Source organism: Flavobacterium cerinum (assembly GCF_004028155.1).
GTDB lineage: Bacteria > Bacteroidota > Bacteroidia > Flavobacteriales > Flavobacteriaceae > Flavobacterium > Flavobacterium cerinum.
On sequence record NZ_SBII01000003.1, the window covers coordinates 1 to 19,381 of the forward strand.

The window sequence follows — 19,381 nt, forward strand, 5'->3', positions numbered from 1 at the left end:
GGCGTCTCATGAACTGTTACAACTACATTGCCTAAAGAAGCCTGGATAGCCTGGATAACAGGATCAAGGTTATAAACACCAAAACCGTCGTTGTTCGTATCACAGATCTCAAGCGGTGCAGGAACTGCAGCTATTGGCGCTGGGATAACTTCTAATACCACAGGGGTAATAGTGAAACAACCCGTAGCAATATCGGAAACACGTGCGTAGATCGTGGTTGGTGCTGTGGTATAAAAGTCAGGAAGGTTATCTGTTCCTCCTGCTTCTGCTTCTGTGATACCTGTATAATATTTTACAGTGTAAATTGTTGAAGTGGAAGTAAGTCCCTGGCTGATTTGCGGCAGGTTGAACTTTCCTTGTCCCTGCAGTTCTTCACAGGCGTAGAACGGCTGTAAATTAGAATTTATACCAGGTAGTGGATTTACTTTTATCACAAAACTTACTTCGCTCTTACAACCGGAATTATTTGTGGTAGATACATAAATAGTTTGCTGGTTTGATATGGTATTGGTAAAGTTCGTTGGGTCGGCTATCGCTACTCTTGTCCCTGCGCTTTGATACTCATATGTTAGTGTCAGTCCCGGGGTTGAAGTAATTGATGGGTACATCGAAGTCAAATCAAAACTCTCGAATCCATCACCCGGGTTATTGTAATCGCATTGTTTGTAAACGGGAATATTTGTGTTTAAAGGCGGCTGACCATTAACAACAAGATCAAGGCTCCCTCCTGCTTTACAATCCGGAGCTGCAGGGTCTGCTGCCTGGAAGTATACTGTTTCTCCACCCGGAGTGGTATTGGTATAATTTGTTGGAGTAGTGATCGGGATATTGTTATTTAGATCGGATTGTGTTTTATAAAAAGTTACACTAAGTCCGTTAGCACCATTGGTGATTTCTGGAATAGACTGGGTAAGGTCAAAATGGGAAATACCGCTGCCCGGTGTTTCTTCACAAGCTTCCTGGTCATCGGGATCAGTAACTTCTGCCGTCGGATTTACTGTTACCGTAAAGGTCGTCAGATCATAACAGTCATTGGCATTACTGGTAACTCGTGCATAAATTGTCTGAGGATTGCTCGTATTGGTATAATTCTGTGGCAATGCCATGTTTTCTGCCCTGGCATCATCCTCACTTGCGTAATAAGCAACACTATAGTCTGCTGACGGTTGGGTGCCTAAGATAGTAGCAGTCTGGTTTGAAAGGGTAAACTGCGCAAAACCGTCATTGGGCAAAACATCGCAGGTGATCAGGTTGCTCGGTTTATTCGCTACAGGGCTCGCAATGATAGTAACCATATTGGTCAGGGTAATGCTGTATCCTACGTCTGTAGTCAGGGTAACCGTTACCGTATACGTCCCCGGAATAGCATAAATATGGCTTGGCTGTATTGTCGTGGAAGTATTGTTTGCTCCCGAGCCCGGATCGCCAAAGTTCCAGCTTGCCGTGGCAATGTTAGAACGGCTAATGATCTCCATTTGGGTTGGCTGTTTTGCACATAGGTCTTTAAAGCCTAATTCGAATTGGAAGTAAGAAGTAAGGAAATTTGGCAAACCAAAACCACTTTTGGTATTAGGTGAAAGTAATGTAGCATCCTGTATAAAATTACAGCCCAATCCTAAAATGCCCGGATTATTAATGACGCTCAGAAAATTTAAATTATACCGTGCCGCATATACCTTTCCATCAATACCCAACTGAAGTGCTCCATGCTGAATACCTGAAGCCATAATTAATTCAGATGCCTGTATCGCAGCAAGATTAGATTGTGTAATATCATATTGTCTAATCCCTCCCGAAGAAGAGGCATACAAAACCTTACTGTCGGCAGAAAATTCAACACCATATACTGATGAGGAAGTAATTTTTTGAGCATTGCTGATGATACCTCCAGACGCATCAAAATCATATAACTCGAGCCCCGACAGTGCAACCTGCTTTGCCGAGGCTAGCTTTTTTCCATTTGGAGATGTTTTTAAGTATCCCGCGGTGCTTCCAGCTCCAAACATTATCGTAGCAACCTCTCCAACTGCGCTAACTACAGGTACAGTAGAAACTCCTCCGGCCGTGACCAAATAGGCTAAAAATTCGTTAGTTCCATAAACATGGGCTATCACCCAAATATCTTCTCCATTGGCATGAAAAGCGGCTGTCATCTTCTCTGTTGTGGGGGTACTTAATTGGATATTTTTTTCAGTTGCTACTACTCCTCCAAGCCCACCATCAAGAGTCATATCCACAACCGTATAAGCCAATCCTCTTACCTCTCCTTGATAATCCTGTGTAAAAATATAATATCTGTCCGGATTTCCTGGCTGCGGGATAATTATGGCTCCCTGAGTTGTACTTTCATGTCCCCAGAGGCCAGCTCCGTTAGGCATTAAAACGTGATTTGCATTATAAACTCTAACGCCATCAGTATAAAACAAAAGATTGCCGTCACTATCCGAAATACTGGCACACGCTTCTTCTGAAGACAATTGACCATTTTGAGAAATAGGGGAACCAGAATTAAAATCCAATCCTGCATTAAAGCCAAAATACCAATTGGCAGCCTCCCGCTGTGCGGTTAAAGACGCAGACGCAACTACGAAAAATAGTATAAAAAGTTTTTTTATCATCTTCTTTTGGAGATCCTCAACTATCTCAATTATAAATTGTCGAATATATTGGCTTTGTAGCCTTTTGATGCTACCGCCTCCCAAGAGGCTAGCTTTAAAAAATTTCCCGGATTTGGAATATAGCACCAGCATTTTAACAGGAAACCTTTTTTTCCAAAATGCGCCCAGTGGCCTTCTTCAAAATCATAATAACCCAATTCCACATGCTGTGATTCTGCCCCGTAAATAATGACAGTACAACTAAAACTGGTATCACTCGAATCAGGAAGTGGCGTTTGCGACATCGGATAAAACTCCGTATTATCTTCCATGAGTCTGTATAAAATAATTCATCATTAGCTTTTTCGAATCACATATACCCAACCTGTTTTGCTCTCTCCATTGTTCAATTGCAACATGTAATAATACGTTGCATCGGGAAGATCATTGCCGTTATCCGACTGTCCATGCCATTCATCAGAATAATTCTTTTTGCTGAAGACGATTTTTCCATATCGATTAAATATTTTCAGCTCTGAAACATCAAAGGATGACAAATCAAAACTATCGTTTTTTCCATCGCCATTTGGAGAAATGCCTTTTGGGATCTCGCAGCCTAATTTTTGTAATGTTAAACCATAAATGGCTGCACACCCTTCGGCATCTTCAGCACGTACAAATATAGATTCTTCATTTTGTGGGACATATTTTGAAGCATTAGCAATTGCATTTAACTTCTCAATAGCGTTTTGCTCACTCGTATAAAAAGACAGTATTTGACCTTGCCCTAATTTATTTCCGATTTCAATTAGATCATAAGGCACACATCCTTCCATCATAAGTATTTCACCAGAAACAGAGGGTTGCGGAACTGAGATCTCAAAAGACACTACGGCAGAGGAACAGCCAGTAAGCGTATTTATTACGATAGCATATACCAATTGTCCTGTTGAAGTAAAAGCAGAAGGCTGGCTAATTGGATTATTCGATTCAATATCTGCCATATCATCAAAATAGGCTACCGCCAATCCATCGCTATTTTGGCCTTGCAGAATCAATACATCCTGCTGTGTAAGGTCGAAAATTGCCGAAGTTGTATCTGAACATTTTGCAATATTTAACGGAACGTTTGCTAGGGGAAGCTTCGAGGCAATAAGTACAAAGGAAAGTTGTACGCTGCAACCTGTTTCATTATTGGCTACCATCGCAAAAACAGTTTGTCCCGGAGTTGAAAAATTCTGTGGGTTATCGATTGGATTATCCGTAGCAATATCCTGCTCGTTGGAGTAATATGTTATTGTAAACAATTCAGGGTTTTGTCCATTTAATATGTCCGAATTAAAGGCAGTCAAGTCGAATGTTGTATTTCCGTAGCTATCAGTACATTGTGACAAACCATCTCCCGGAACTAAAACTACCGGAAGAGGATTTATTACAACCTCCGTAGTAGCAGTTTGTATCGCTCCATTACTTGTTATCGTTGCCGTTACTGTGTATGTGCCGGCGGTGTTGTAAGTGTGCGTAGGTAAAAGGTCGGTAGACGTATTGGTTGAGCTTGCAGTGTCGCCAAAATCCCATGATATTGATGTTATTCCCGGGATACGCAGTGTAGAAAAAGCGATTTCAGCACCTGAACAGGTTCCTCCTTCGTATAAAATACCCGATTCAAAGTAGTCCTGGATAAAACCTGGCAGCCCCGCACCTCTTTCTATTTTAACACCTTGTAAATCTCCAATACCCTGTAAATTAACGCCACATGCTATACCTGGATTATTCGGATATCCTATCTCAACAAGATTATTATTGAAAACTAAATAGATTTTCCCATTAGGGCCTGCCTGAATAGCACTCATACGGTTGACGCCCATCTCCTCCTCTCCGAAATCAGCGAGAACGGTTTCGGATGCCAAAATTTGCTCTGCATTATCACTTTCAAGGTCATATTGACGAAGTTTACCAGGCATTGTCTCTCCAACATAAAGGAATCTACTGTTCGGTGAAAATTCCACTCCATACCCCATCCAGCCGAACTGTACTGCCAGACTGAGGTTAATTGGATTCGATAGCTGGCCGGTGGCTGAATCAAAATCGAACACTTCCAATAATGGATCAAAAAATAGAACATTAATAAAGGCAACTCTTTTTCCATCGGGAGAGGCTTTCATCTGTCCATAACTTTGCCATATTGCCTCACCAGCTGCACTAACAACAGGAATTGTTGAAACGCCACTTGCCGAAACTAAAAATGCTTTAAAAAAATTGCTTGGGCCGTCGTTGCCCCATGCGTTTCCAGCATGTGTTAGTAACCAAATTTGTTCTCCATCGGCGTGATAAACGGCTGTTATTTTCTCGCCTGACGGAGCGGCAAGAAGAATGTTTTTGTTTGAAGTGACAGCACCTAATCCACCATTTAAGTTCATGTCAATCTCAGAATAATAATACCCTGAAGATGGGGCATTAGGGTCGTAAATTTGCTGTTCTCCATTATTTGTTGAAAAAACATAGTAAAGACCTTCATTACCAGGTTTGGGGATAATTAATCCCGATTGTGTAGACGAAATTTCTCCTAATAAGCCTTGCCCATTATCCATAACCTCGTGGTTCTTATTCCAGACCGTTACTCCGTCGCTATAGAAAAGGAGATTTCCGGCACTATCAGATATTGCTCCATAACCTTCAAAAAACTCATTTGGCCCTCCATCTACTAACTGGAGAGGCGAAGTAGAAAAATTTAGTCCAAGGTCATACCCTGGCCAATTATAAGCCTCTTTACCAGTCCAGAGGCCATTTTGAAATTGAGCCTGTAAACTGCAGTTAATTAAAAAAAGAAGTGTAACCAGTAGTAATTGTTTTTTCATCGTCTTTAAGATTTTAATTATCGTGAATTATTATAATCAACTTATGTGTTCTCCATTTCAAAAAGCTTTGGATCTAGAAAATTGAACACACGTAGCCCGAAACAAATATTGCTAATTACAGCACAATAATTATATTTTAAAGGGTGAATTATAGAGTCGCTACTAGTGAAATTTAAGGTCGTTTTTAAAAATAATTAACTGAAAGCCTTATAAAACAATGATTTAACTTTATTAGACATGATTAGACTTTAACTGCTCTGGTTAAATTTGAATTATCCAGCTTTAAAAGATATTCATACAAAGAAGCGTCCTCATCAAGCCCCATTTTTTGCCTTACGCGTTGTTTTCGTTTATTGGCCGCGTTGTAGGTCACATTAAAAATATTGCCGATTTCCTTGATGTCAAGATTTAGAAATACACAGCAAATAAGGCGGATGTCTTTGCCATTAAGTTCAGGGTGCGTTTCTTTTACCGTTTTAATAAAGGCGGGATTTACTTTTTCAAAGTGTGAAATAAAATCCTCCCAGCCAGCATCGCTTTTTAAATGGTTCTTTAGCGACTTTATATGATTGGAAACAGAAGCGTTTTTAGATATTTCCGGAACTAAACTCAGTGCATTGATTGACTTTTCAATAAGCTCATTGCGAATTGACAGGTATAAAGCCTTGGCCGAAAGTTCGCGGTTCTTTTCTGCAATTGTGTTCTTTAGCTTTTCGCGCTTTAATTGTTCCTTTGCCTTAATGGTATCAAGATCTTTGCTCTTTTGTTCGAGCTTAAGATTAATAATGGTTTTTTCCTGCCGCTGTCGTGTAATTTTATGGCGCAAGCCGCGGTATAAAAAAATAGTAATAACAATACTTAGCACAATAACGGCGATGAAAAAATTACGCTCCAACTGCTGTCTTTGAGTTTTAGCCTGCAATGCATTCCTGTAATCCTGAACCCTGAGTTTTATTTTATTGCTTTCAAAAAGTCCGCGGTTCACCAATACTCTTAGTGCATCTTTTTCAATGATGACTGAATCTTTGTACTGGGAGGATAATACAAACTCATTGTTTTTAAAATAGAGCCGTGATAAGGCTGCATATAATTCTATACGATCCTTTTTTTCTATGGTGCTTTGCAATCCTTTTTTTGAATATAAAATTGCCAATTCCATTTTATTTTGTTTCTCGTATAAGTGTGTAAGCGTTTTAGCAATGCATATATAACAGCCAGAAGCTTTTTTTTCTTCTACTTCATCTAGCAATTTCTTTCCTATTTTTTCTGCCTCGGCGATCTTTCCCTCTGAAATTAAAACGTCTGCATAATTAATTTGCCACTTTTGCTCGACTTCTTTAGTTTTTGGAATATCCCTGACTTCCATTAAATACTTTTTAGCCTGCGAAAAATTGCCTAATATACTATATATGTGACACAAATTAGTCCCCGAATAAACGATAAGGTCCTCTGATTTCAGTTCTTTCGCCTCTTTATATGCCTTTAACATATATTCTAAAGCAATACTATTATCATTTTCAAATGAATATATGAGAGCAATATTGATCAATGCCTTGAGCCGGTTTTCTTTTCCTTTATCGTTTTCTGTAGCATATTTAAGTGCATCTTTATAATAGCCTAAAGCTTCACCATAATTAGAAAGGTTTGCATAATTAGCCGCTATATTGAATTTTATAACGAAAAGTTTGTCTTTCCAATGTACTTTTTCAGCAAGGAGTTCCGCTTTGGTCAAGTATTCCAAAGCTGTATTATAATGGCCTTTGGAGCCTTCTTTTATTCCGAGATCAAATAATCTTAAGCATTCTTTTGAAGGTACCTGATCCTTGTTAGTAGCTAAAGCTGTTTCATTAACCAATAGCAAAATAAACAAGCTAAAAAACTTAAAAATAGTAACGCTCTTCATAATAATGATTTGAGAATTTAAGTTGAAAGTAATAACATTCGCATAAGTTAGTAAACTGTAAAAAAACTAAAAATTTAAATACCGTAAAAATAAGTACTCAAAATTATGGGCTCTTGTTTTAGTTTATATTTCGCAAGATTAACATAAATTTTGTTCTAATTAACAATAAATTATTACTTTTATTATTAGATCTCAAAACGCAATCCATTAACTTTTGGTTAAGCTGCTGTTTTTAGGTTCTGTCACATCTGTTTGTAAAGATCCAGGATATTGGAGCACTCTAATTTAGGCTGCCTGTTTAGAGAATGATTTGAACATAGTAATCCCAGGATTAATTATCTGATTCATTATCAACATGTGTACAACTTCAATTCCATTCAAAGTACGTTTAGCCGATTCAAAACTTTTAAAGCCTAAACCGTTTTGTATCCTCCTTTTAGTCCATAAGTTACAATATACTACAAGGAAAAATATAAGTTGCTTTTTGATTCAGGTTTGTTTTTTATAACTTTGTTAAATGCAAAGTAAAATTATACGTTCGGTTTCTGAATTCAATACTGAATTAAAACTAAAAGGATTTAATACTTTCCAGATAGAAAGTGATGGTAATTCAACACGCAATTACAGTAGAAAGGATTTTTATAAAATTTGCCTAACTACTGGAAAGAGTATTGTTCATTATGCTGATAAAAGCTTTAATGCAGAGGGAACTATTTTGTTTTTTGGCAATCCTCACATTCCTTATTCCTGGGAGACAATCTCAACAAGCTACGTAGGTTATACCTGTTTGTTTTCAGAAGAGTTCTTGAAATCAGATCGTTCTGAAAGTTTACAGCATTCTTCCTTATTTAAGATTGGAGGTACACCTATTTTGAAAATAACAGAGGAACAGCGAAATTTTCTGAACACACTCTTCTGTAAAATGATGGATGAACAACAAACGGATTATGCTTATAAAGATGACTTGATTCGAAATTACATTAATTTGATAATTCACGAGGCGCTTAAAATGCAACCTTCTGATAATTATACAAACAGCAATAATGCTCAATCCCGAATTACATCCGTTTTTTTAGAGTTATTGGAAAGGCAATTCCCAATTGAAACCAGTGAACGACCACTGGAATTAAAAACTGCACAGGATTATTCTAACGCTTTATCTCTTCATATAAATTATCTCAACCGAGCTGTGAAAGGAGTTACAGGAAAGTCTACAACGACTCATATTTCAGAACGAATTATTAGTGAAGCAAAGGCACTGCTGCAACACACTGATTGGAATATTGCAGAAATAGCATATGCACTTGGTTTTGAATATCCAACTTACTTTAATAATTTTTTCAAGAAAAATACCGGAACAAATCCAAAAAAATTCCGTTTAAATTTAGTTTGATTTTCTTAATTATAGGTTTGATTCTTGTTACTATGCGAACTGGGTTCTGACATAGCTTTGTATTTGTAATTAATGTAAAGAAATATGGAAACGGCAACTATTTTCACAAGAGACAAATCAGGCGAAACAATCCAGCTTAATGACCCTGAATATCCAGAATTATTTAAGATTATTCAAAAAGCTATTCGTACTACTGGAAAACTAAATAATCTTGTTACGGATGATATGCAAGAAATCAATGCTATTTTTAGCGAACTAATTGGTAAGAAAGTAGATACTACTTTTTTCATCATTCCACCTTTCTATTCCGATTTTGGAGAAAATATAAACATCGGTAAAAATGTATTTGTTAATCACGCCTGTACATTTATGGATAGAGGCGGTATCACCATTGAGGACAATGTACTTATTGGTCCAAAAGTAAACCTAGTTACCACCAATCATCCTATAAATCCTAGCGAAAGAAGAGCAACAATTTCCCAGCCGATATTAATAAAAAGAGGAGCCTGGATTGGTGTTGGTGCCACCATTCTTCCTGGTGTAACTATTGGTAAAAATTCTATTGTAGCTGCGGGTGCTGTAGTATCTAAAGATGTTCCTGATAATACTATTGTCGGTGGAATTCCCGCTAAGTTCATTAAATCAATTTCAGAAAATTATTAGGCTTTAAATATTCATTAAACACATACAAAATGAGAAAATGTACGATTTTAATAATTGCGGTTTTTATGTTATTAGGACAGGTATATGCACAAAAGAAGCAAGATCATCAAGCACAAGCAATGGAAAAGATATCGCCAAAAGAATTTACAACTTTTAAAGTTAGCAAGAACGTTACTATGTATAAGGTTACTTTTAAAAACCAATATAAATTGGATGTTGTGGGACATCTTTTTATACCCAATGATTTAGATCTTAATGCAAAACACGCAGCCATTATTATTGGTCATCCAATGGGAGCTGTCAAAGAGCAAAGTGCTGATGTCTATGCTTCAAACATGGCTGATCGTGGATTTGTTACTTTATCAATTGATTTATCTTTTTGGGGCGAGAGCGCAGGCGAGCCACGTAACGCTGTTTTACCAGATATGTATGCAGAAGATTTTAGTGCAGCAGTAGATTTTTTGGGTACACGAACATTTGTTGACCGAAGCAATATTGGTTCCATTGGAGTTTGTGGCAGCGGAAGTTTTGTTATCAGTGCCGCTAAGATCGACCCAAGAATGAAAGCCATTGCAACAGTAAGTATGTATGATATGGGGTCAGCCAATCGTAATGCACTAAACCATTCACAAACTCTAGAACAGAGAAAGAAAATTATCGCAGAAGCTGCAGCGCAACGTTACACAGAATTTACTGATGGAGAAACAAAATATACAGGGGGAACAACGCATCAGCTAGATGAAAACACGAATCCCATTCAACGTGAATTTTATGATTTCTATCGTACACCAAGAGGAGAATATACTCCAATTGGTGGTTCGCCAAAAACAACCACTCATCCAACTTTGAGCAGTAATACAAAATTTAATAATTTTTATCCCTTTAATGATATAGAAACAATTTCACCTCGCCCCTTACTTTTTATCACTGGAGATAAAGCACATTCAAAAGAGTTTAGTGAAGACGCTTATAAACGTGCAGCCGAACCTAAAGAATTATATTATGTTTCAAATGCTGGTCACGTAGACCTTTATGATAATATAGAATTAATTCCTTTTGATAAGTTGGAAGCATTCTTTAAAAAATATTTAAAATAAAATCTTTAATCTGCTAAGTGTAACAGACAGAACCAAACATTTATATTTTAGTTAAAAAAACTATTGAACAGGAGTATATTTTGTAATTTTTGATTAATTTTTCCAAATTATAGATTTACCATCTCTATCTTTCATTTCTATTTCTAGTATATCACCAAATTTCAAAAAAGGTGTCGTTATTACTCCTTTATATATTATTTCCAAACATCTGATTTCGGCAATACAACTAGTGGATTGTTTTTTATTCTATAAGTTTATTTTCAATCAGAAATTTAAGTTGTCTGGAAATCACAGGTAGGCTTATGTTAAAAGCCTTTCCAACCCGTTTTCCTATGCTTTATTATTTAGATGATGTTGTAATGTGCAGCTGTTACTCCGTTTACATTGCCCTTATTCATATTTGCCAAAATAAAGTAGTCCAATTCCGTAAATACATTGTAGAATTTCCTTTGGCTTCATGCATGGTATGAAATTAGTTAACTTTGTTAAGTATGGCCAAAAACAATAAATATGAAAGACATTATCATCACAAATGCACGGCAAAATAACCTGAAGAATATTACTGTAAAAATACCAAAAAATCAGATTACTGTATTTACAGGTGTTTCCGGTTCAGGTAAATCGTCATTGGTTTTTGAAACGGTTGGGGCTGAAGCACAGCGTCAGTTTAATGAAACGCAAGGTAGTTTTATCAGAAACCGGCTGCTACATATTGGAGTTCCGGAAGTAGATAAAATTGAAAACTTGAATGTTCCCATTATCATTAACCAAAAAAGATTAGGCGGAAGTGCAAGGTCAACCGTAGGAACAGCCACAGATGTGTACGCTTCTTTAAGACTGCTTTTCTCCAGAATGGGAAAGCCGTTTGTTGGATATTCCAATATGTTTTCATTTAATAATCCTTTGGGGATGTGTCAAGAGTGTGAGGGACTTGGTTTTATACAGACGGTGAATGTAGATGCGCTCATAGATAAACAGAAGTCACTGAGTGAGGGTGCAATTGAATTCCCAACTTTTCAACCGGGTGGTTGGCGTTTAACGAGATATACACAGTCAGGCTATTTTGATACTGATAAAAAGGTAAAAGATTATTCTTCAGAGGAGTGGGAAATGCTTTTGAACTCACCTGAACACAAACCTAAGACACCTCATAAGGAATGGGGGAAAACCGTAAAATATGAGGGTATAATCCCCCGAATTGAGAAAGCATTTCTAAAGAAAGACTCAAAGGAAAATATCACTCGTAAAGAGGCCCTGAAAAGTATCATTGTAACGAAACCCTGCCCGGTTTGTCATGGTAAAAGATTGAATGATAAAATCTTGTCTTGTAAAATCAATAACAAAAATATTGCCGACTGTACAGCGCTTTCGATAGATGAACTTTTGGAGTTTATAAATTCCCTTCAATCCAAAACTTTTGAAATAATTCTTATTGAAGTTCAAAAGAAACTTCAAAACATAATCAATATAGGATTACAATATTTAACACTGGACAGAAGAACAGATACACTTTCGGGAGGAGAAAGCCAAAGAATAAAAATGGTTAGAAATCTTGGAAATAACCTGACTGACCTACTCTATATTTTTGATGAACCAAGCATAGGACTTCATCCTAAGGATTTACAAAATATTGCTTCTATAATTAAAAAGATAAGAGATAAAGGGAATACGGTTTTAATTGTTGAGCATGACCCCGATTTGATTAAAATTGCTGATTGGATAATTGATATGGGACCACAATCAGGGAAAAACGGTGGAAAAATAACTTATGAAGGTACATTCGAGGGATTAAAAAAATCGAACGGAAAAACTGGTTTATACTTTGCGAAAGTACCTGAAATTAATAACAAACCAAGAAGCGCAAAAGGATTTTTGGGAATTGAAAATGGTAATTTGCATAACCTTAACAACGTAAACGTAAAAATCCCCAAAAACATAATGACTGTAGTTACAGGAGTTGCAGGTTCAGGTAAGAGTACCTTAATTAATAAGGTACTACCTAAATTTTATCCTGAAATAACAATTATTGATCAGTCTTTATTTGCTGCAAGCATACGTTCTAATTTACTTACGTACTTAAACTTATCTGATGATATAAGAAGACGATTTTCAAAAGCAAACCATGTTTCCGATAAACTTTTTAGTAGAAATAGTGAGGGCGCTTGCCTAAATTGTAAAGGAATTGGTGTCGAAAAAATTGATTTGGCATTTATGGATGACATAGAACAACCATGTGAAGTTTGCGGAGGTTCAGGTTTTAAACCACAGGTCTTAAAGTATCTTTATAACCATAAAAATATTGTTGAGATCATGGATATGACCGTTGAGGAAGCAATTGATTTTTTTCCTGATAAATTGTATTACATATCCTTCGATATGTTACTTAAATTAGGTTTAAGCTACCTTACTTTGGGGCAACGGTTAGACAGTTTTTCAGGTGGAGAAAGACAACGCCTGAAATTGACCAAAGAACTGAAACATTCCAATAAAATAATCGTTCTTGATGAGCCGAGTACAGGCTTACATCCAAGTGATACCCAAAAGGTTTTAAATTTTATGAATAACTTGGTTGACAATAATAATACCCTAATCATTATAGAACATAACCTTGATGTGATTGCCCAGGCAGACTGGGTTATTGATATTGGTCCTGGCGCTGGAAAATATGGAGGAAATGTTTTGTTCACCGGAACGGTTTCTGAATTATTGAACGACACCGTTTCTATAACGGCAGAATATTTAAGACAGCATTTAGGTAAAGGAAAGTAATAATGGAAATAAAAGGATTTTCTAACCATAAAAAGCTTGAAAATCTAGATTCTCAAGCTTTTTATGGTTACCCCAGTAGAGCCTATTTTAAGTTCTCAAAAAAGTCAAAATTAGAATTAAGTGTTTGATTACAGTGCCTGACACTCCACTGAAACAGTTTAGGCAACATAATCAAAGTTGCTTTAAACGATGCTAAAGGTTATGGTCGTATAACTTTACCAGTAACAGAACCAAACAGACTTTTTCTGAATGCATATTCGAGCTGTTTCATCGTGGTGGGAATCTCACCTGGGAAGTATGGAAAATACTGTGGGGAGTTCTCAATAACAGTGGGGCTTACTGCGTTAATCCTGATGCCATTTCCCAGCTCAATGGCCGCTCCGCGCACAAAACCTTCGACAGCTCCATTTGCAGCCGATGCATTGGCGAAGTTTATTTGGGGATCATGCGTCAAAGCGCCGGTTATAAGAGTAAATGATCCCTGTGGGTTGATGTACTTCTGGCCGATGAGTACCAGGTTGATCTGTCCCATCATTTTCCCTTCCACTCCCTGGCGGAAAGTCTCATTATTTAGTTTCTTCCAAGGTCCTACAAACGTAGGACCTGCTGTAGAGATGAGCGCGTCAAAATGGCCTGCCTTAAGAAACATCTTTTCTATTGATGCAACCGAGGTGATATCCGTATCAATATCACTGCCTTTGGAGGCTACCCTAATGATTTCGTGCTCTTTTTCAAGGGTACCTGCAAGATATGTACCCATGGTGCCTGTAGCACCGACTAAAATGATTTTCATTGTTTAAATTTTAAAAGTGAATATTCTTAGTATTTCGTAGAAACAGTATACTGGAACTGATCGAGAATTATTTTTTTACTGGCAGACATGCCTGCCGCAGTGCCCATTGCTACCGCATTGGCAACCGTACGCATACGGGTGCTGTTATCCCCACAGGCGTAAATGCCAGGCACTGAGGTTTCCTGCAAAGCATTGGTTTTAATATAACCTTCTTCTGTAAGCTCACAGCCCAGGGTTTCCGGTATCATGCTATGAGGCTCAAAGGGTCTTGGAGCATATAAAGCCGATAAAGTAGATTTGGTACCATCTTTAAAAAAAATAGTATTGATATGCCCATTAATATGTTCCAATTTTTGAATTTCTTTTTCGATTATAGTAATCTGGTGTTCCTCCAACGCAAGGGAATGCTCATCGCTAAGGCTTGTTTTTCCGTTTGTAAAAACGGTAAGGTCTTTGGTCCAATTGGAAATAAGCCTTACAACATCGAACGCCTGTTCACCATTGGCTAAAATACCGGTTCTCAAACCCCTTACTTCATAACCATGGCAATATGGGCAATGTATCACAGAAATGCCCCAGCACTCAGCAAAGCCTTCAATTGCAGGCATGATATCCCTAATTCCTGTGGCGAAGATTAATTTTCCTGCCCTAAATGCCTCACCTGTGGCAAGGCGTATTTCAAATCCATCATCCGTCTTTCTGCCCGTTGTTGCAAGTCCGTTATAAAATTTCACATTCTCATAGCTCTCTACCTGTGTGAACGCCAGCGCTGCAATGCCTGCAGGGGTATTTCCATCCTGAGTAAGAAAGTTGTGCGAGTATGGCGTCTGTGCATTGCAGGGCTTCCCATTATCGATAATTAGTACCTGCTTTAGTGCACGGCCAAGGGCCATCGCGGCGGCAAGGCCGGAATAGCTACCACCGACAATGATGGCGTCATATAGTGTTTTGTCTTTCATAATAGGTGGTTTTATAAAACTTAAGCCTTGAAATGGTACAGCCAGTGCGGTTGAGACCAGACTGACCTTTGCAATGAATTTGCGTCGGGATAGTCCAGGATTATCTTCGGGTATCATGCTTTATTTTTTATCGTGTAAAGAAATCCAACGGCCTAACAAAAGATCGACCAGCGGGACACCCGCAAAGACAATCCACGGCACCAGTGCCAGTGTAAGCATCAAGGTGCTCACATAGAGCGGCAGCCCGGAGAGTGCCTCCCCGAAAAGAAACAGGAACAAAGTGATAGAGGGATAGATAGCAAGCCAGATCTTTAGGGATGCGATAAGTTTCATTTTTGTCTTCATATAGAGTACTTATGGGATTATTATATTTCCACAAAGTTATAGAGGACTGCAGCCCTAAGAATAGGACAAAAACGGGATTGAATAGGACTTATTTTGAAATAATCCTGAAAGACTCGGGCGAATGGCCGGTGTGCTTTTTAAAGAATCTGATAAAATAAGAGGGGTCATCATAGCCCAGATAATAGGCGATCTGGTTTACCTGACCTGAAGTAGCCAGAAGCTGTCGCTTTGCCTCCAGAATAATATGCTCGCTGATTATATCCGAAGGTGTTTTATCCAACAGCGATCTGGTAATAGCGCCAAGCTGATAGGTCGAAAGGTTAAGCGCGTCTGCATAGTGGGTAACTTGTTTGAATTGTGTGATGCCTGTGTCAAGCATTTCAAAAAAATTATCTAGCTTTTCCTGAGGGTATTCGCTGGCAGCTGCCGTTTTGCTTTCGTTATTGCGGCGGAGCCTCAGTAGTTCAATAAAAAAGATACTAAGGTTTGCTTTTATTACTTCCCGATAGCCTTCGCGCTCTTCCGTAAACTCCCTCACCATATCCTCGAGAAGTACAATTAGCCTATCGCCATTACCATCAGCAAGTGTGCATATCTTTTTATGGCTGAGCTTTCGCAGCAGCTCCTGTGAGGGGAAAAATCCATTTTTGAATTGAAGAAGGTATCCTGTACTACCCGCCTTCAACGTCAGACGGTGAACTTGGCCTGGCTTCATAAAGAATATGGAATTATTCGTCACATGGTACGGGATAAAATCGATCTCATGGCTTCCAGTACCGCTCTTGATTACCAGCACATAGAAGAAGTCATGTCTGTGCAGGTTTTCGACCATATCTTTTCCTTCTGATAATGATTCAATAGTGCGTATGGCGAAGCTGCCCGATAAAAGAGGTTCTTTTGTAGTATCCTGAATAAATCGTACCGGAATGGTTCCCATCACCTTATTAGCTTAAACACCTTATACAGCCGAATAAAAACCCTGTATCGTTCTTTAATACTGTACAAAGCTATACAATTTCCTGAAAATCATAAGGGTTTATATATGAGGAGTTACAATTAAATTGACAGTATCTCTGAAAATTATTATTTCAGTTACCACTTTCCCTTTGCGTGATTGCCTTTTCAATATTTACGATAGTGAATTTGAATTAGCCAAATCAAATCTAAAAATTTCATTGAATGACCGGCGAAATCATTTAAAAGGAAAAACAAACAAATAAAACCAAATGGATTGAATGACTATCCAATTCAAGAAATAACTAGTACCTTCTTTATAATTTCACTTAAACTTACACTCATATCTGAATTGTAATGTGAGTCTAATGTACATTCTGAATTGCCCATTTTAATAAAACATTTTTTTCTTTAGGCAATCCTAATTTTTCAATTATATTACTTCTATGGCCTTCAACTGTTTTTTCAGATAAAAACAATAGTTCGGCAATTTGTTTACTGGTTTTTTGCTGAGTAATAAGTTCTATTATTTTCCTTTCGGATAACGTTAATTTTGACAAGGCATTATTTTCATTCGGATTATCCGAAATCAAGTCTTCTTCTAAAAAAAGACTCACATAACGGTTACCTTTTTTAACTTCTTGGAGACATTTTTCTAATTCTGACTGTGCATGTTCTTTTAATATAAATCCGTAAATGCCATATTCCTTAGCTTTTTTATAGATAGTCATTTCTTTGTGCATGGTAAGTAAAATAATTTTAGTTTTTAATTTACTCTCCTGCACTTTTTTGGTAACATCCAATCCATCTAATCCTGGCATATTGATATCTAAAATAGCAATATCGGGGCTGTGTAGTTTTATTAAATTTAATGCCGAAACGCCATTAGAGCATGTATCCAATACTTTATAACCATAAGACTCTACAAAGCTTTTAGTACCTTGTAATGTAAATGGATGATCGTCAGCTATTAATATATTCATTAGTTTTTCTTTATCTCAATAGTTATAATAGTGCCTTTTTTGCCAGATACTATTTTTGCTTCTCCTCCTATTGCTCTGCTTCGCTCAATAATATTGTGTAAACCAAATGAATTATTATTGTTTAAGGTTTCATTTACATCAAATCCTTTTCCATTATCTTTTATCTCAATGATTATATGGTTCTTATTTTCTGTAACAGTTATTTTTGCAGCAACAGCATTAGCATATTTGATAATATTTGATAATCCTTCCTGTATAATTCGATAAATTTGTAGTTCGATTGAAGACGGTAAAACGGTGATATAATCTACGTCTGCAGTAACCATAAAATCATTAATTGACTGCGCTCTTTCAACCATTTGATTGATACTGGCTTTTAATCCCACTTTATCAAACATAATAGGATGCAAATTTCGACTGATACTACGAATATCGTTTATAATTGCATCAATTTTTTTATCGGTAGTATCAGTTTTTTGTTCAATTGAATTTTTTAAACTTAATAGCTCATGGCTTACACTATCATGCAAATCACTTGCAATTCGTTTTCGTTCTTCTTCTGTTTTTTCTAAAAGCTGTTTGGTATATAATTGAACATTATGCTTTTCCAGTTTTAATTTCTTCTGCTTTTGCTTAAGTGTAACAGCAATAACTATAAAAATAAGCCCTATTAAAAATGAGATAAGTAAAGCTATAGTTGTGTTTTTATTGAGGATACTTTTCTTCTGGATTTCAATTTGTTGTTCTTTTTTTTCCGTCTCATATTTTGCACTAAGTTCCATTACCTTATCGGTCATTTCCATATTACCAATACTGTCTTTTACAGCTTCAAAATCAACCCTGTAATCTAAGGCTTCTTTATAATCTTTTCTCGCCAGAGCATCTTCTAATAAAAGCGCATAACAATCGCGGGCTTTAGGAAAATTACGAAGTTCTAAAAAATGAGGAATCGAGTTTTTAATTAACTTAATATCTTTAATTCCATCATGCTTTTGAACTTCATAAAAGGCTGAAACAACTGCATATTCCTGATTCGTTATACTTGAATTTAATGCTTCAACTTCGGGTTTTAATTCATCTAATATTTTTTTAGATTCAACAAGTTTATCTTCTGCAAAAAGCCTGTGTATATAATATACCGATAGTGAAACTTTAATAGAAGTATCTTTAATTCCTGATTTATTAAACGCTTGATAAGTAGAATCAATTAATGGATACATCTTATCGAACTTTTTACAGTGATCGTAATAATTTATTTTATTAAACAGATGAGTAAAGAGATTATTTCGCTTTTCGAGTTTGGCATATTTAATGGCTATATCTACATTTTCCACAGCTTTATCACAATCATCCATTGCCATATAAATATGAGCATAATTGGCATAAATACCTTCTAAAATATTCGTTCTATCTGTTTGTTTAAAACAATCATGAGCTTTATGGTTGTTTTCCAAAGCTAATTTTTGTTTCCCAAGCGAATTGTAGCACCAGCTAATAGTTCTGTAAGCATCTCCTTTTTTATAGCAGCTTTTATAATCAACTATATCAATCGATGTATTCTTAATATAATTGGCAATCGCTTTCTCAAAATCGCCCTTATCACTATAATAATCACCCTGAAAAGTATAAACAAAAGTCGAATTAATCGGAGGTACTTTGTCTTTATAATTTTTAGAAAAAGAAAGGACTTCTTTTAAAAACGTTTCATCAAATGAAGCATAACCGGAACTAATCAGACTTACAAATTCCATTGCCTGAGCAGCATCCTTAAACTTTTTCTCTTTAATTTTCCTATTATAATATTCATAGAAAACCGAATAATAATTTTCTTTATAAAAATTATTATTATCATTTAACCATGTACAAACGGCATCGAATTTTTCATTTAGAGGCTTTTTATAAACAGTAGTTCCCTTTTTTTCATTGCACGATCCAAAGAAGATTATAATGACAAAGACACATATATTATTTAAGATAAATCTTCTATTTGGAATCATTCAGTTTTTTTAACAAAAGTATCTTTTTAAAGCATATAAAAAGTATACAACAAAAAATCAGGGGTTTCCC

14 protein-coding genes are annotated in these 19,381 nt (G+C 36.6%); 4 read left to right on the forward strand and 10 right to left on the reverse strand.

Features of this window, described 5'->3' with window-relative positions; genetic code table 11:
- The 4 genes from EPI11_RS05280 to EPI11_RS05290 all read right to left on the reverse strand — a co-directional run.
- On the reverse strand, positions 1 to 2,618 hold a 2,618-nt coding region (locus EPI11_RS05280; protein ID WP_164879115.1), incomplete at its 3' end, for a PKD domain-containing protein.
- A gap of 29 nt (positions 2,619 to 2,647) precedes the next feature.
- Positions 2,648 to 2,929: a hypothetical protein gene (locus EPI11_RS18920; protein ID WP_164879116.1), complete on the reverse strand. Its 282-nt coding sequence runs from the start codon at positions 2,927 to 2,929 to the stop codon at positions 2,648 to 2,650.
- A 24-nt stretch (positions 2,930 to 2,953) separates the two neighbouring features.
- The gene (locus EPI11_RS05285; RefSeq protein WP_128388910.1) at positions 2,954 to 5,455 is read right to left on the reverse strand and encodes a T9SS type B sorting domain-containing protein; all 2,502 of its coding nucleotides are present in this window, start codon (positions 5,453 to 5,455) and stop codon (positions 2,954 to 2,956) included.
- A gap of 241 nt (positions 5,456 to 5,696) precedes the next feature.
- On the reverse strand, positions 5,697 to 7,358 hold the full coding sequence (locus EPI11_RS05290) for a tetratricopeptide repeat protein (protein WP_128388911.1): 1,662 nt from the start codon (positions 7,356 to 7,358) through the stop codon (positions 5,697 to 5,699).
- A 517-nt stretch (positions 7,359 to 7,875) separates the two neighbouring features.
- On the opposite strand from EPI11_RS05290, the gene EPI11_RS05295 reads away from it, so the two are divergent.
- The 4 genes from EPI11_RS05295 (at position 7,876) to EPI11_RS05310 (ending at position 13,280) form a co-directional block, all read left to right on the forward strand.
- Complete coding sequence (locus tag EPI11_RS05295; RefSeq protein ID WP_128388912.1) at positions 7,876 to 8,751, forward strand: helix-turn-helix domain-containing protein; 876 nt, start codon at positions 7,876 to 7,878, stop codon at positions 8,749 to 8,751.
- 84 nt (positions 8,752 to 8,835) lie between these two features.
- Positions 8,836 to 9,414: a sugar O-acetyltransferase gene (locus EPI11_RS05300; protein WP_128388913.1), complete on the forward strand. Its 579-nt coding sequence runs from the start codon at positions 8,836 to 8,838 to the stop codon at positions 9,412 to 9,414.
- A 29-nt stretch (positions 9,415 to 9,443) separates the two neighbouring features.
- Positions 9,444 to 10,511 carry an alpha/beta hydrolase gene (locus EPI11_RS05305; protein WP_206619099.1) on the forward strand — a complete coding sequence of 356 codons (1,068 nt, stop codon included), beginning with the start codon at positions 9,444 to 9,446 and terminating at the stop codon, positions 10,509 to 10,511.
- Between the two features lie 510 nt (positions 10,512 to 11,021).
- A complete protein-coding gene (locus tag EPI11_RS05310) occupies positions 11,022 to 13,280 on the forward strand; it encodes an ATP-binding cassette domain-containing protein (protein WP_128388914.1) in 2,259 nt (752 codons plus the stop codon).
- Positions 13,281 to 13,479: 199 nt separating this feature from the next.
- On the opposite strand, the gene EPI11_RS05315 is transcribed toward EPI11_RS05310, so the two are convergent.
- The 6 genes from EPI11_RS05315 to EPI11_RS05340 form a co-directional block, all read right to left on the reverse strand.
- Entirely contained in the window at positions 13,480 to 14,073 is a 594-nt protein-coding gene (locus EPI11_RS05315; protein ID WP_128388915.1) for a short chain dehydrogenase, read from the reverse strand.
- A gap of 26 nt (positions 14,074 to 14,099) precedes the next feature.
- Complete coding sequence (locus EPI11_RS05320) at positions 14,100 to 15,149, reverse strand: NAD(P)/FAD-dependent oxidoreductase (RefSeq protein ID WP_128388916.1); 1,050 nt, start codon at positions 15,147 to 15,149, stop codon at positions 14,100 to 14,102.
- Between the two features lie 3 nt (positions 15,150 to 15,152).
- Positions 15,153 to 15,377, reverse strand: a complete 225-nt coding sequence (locus tag EPI11_RS05325) for a hypothetical protein (protein WP_128388917.1) — start codon at positions 15,375 to 15,377, stop codon at positions 15,153 to 15,155.
- A gap of 88 nt (positions 15,378 to 15,465) precedes the next feature.
- On the reverse strand, positions 15,466 to 16,314 hold the full coding sequence (locus EPI11_RS05330; protein WP_128388918.1) for an AraC family transcriptional regulator: 849 nt from the start codon (positions 16,312 to 16,314) through the stop codon (positions 15,466 to 15,468).
- A gap of 382 nt (positions 16,315 to 16,696) precedes the next feature.
- Positions 16,697 to 17,314, reverse strand: coding sequence for a response regulator (locus EPI11_RS05335; protein ID WP_128388919.1), 618 nt, complete (start codon positions 17,312 to 17,314; stop codon positions 16,697 to 16,699).
- Positions 17,314 to 19,311 carry a tetratricopeptide repeat-containing sensor histidine kinase gene (locus tag EPI11_RS05340; RefSeq protein WP_128388920.1) on the reverse strand — a complete coding sequence of 666 codons (1,998 nt, stop codon included), beginning with the start codon at positions 19,309 to 19,311 and terminating at the stop codon, positions 17,314 to 17,316. The genes EPI11_RS05335 and EPI11_RS05340 overlap by 1 nt, the downstream gene beginning before the upstream one ends.
- Between the last annotated feature and the right edge of the window lie 70 nt (positions 19,312 to 19,381).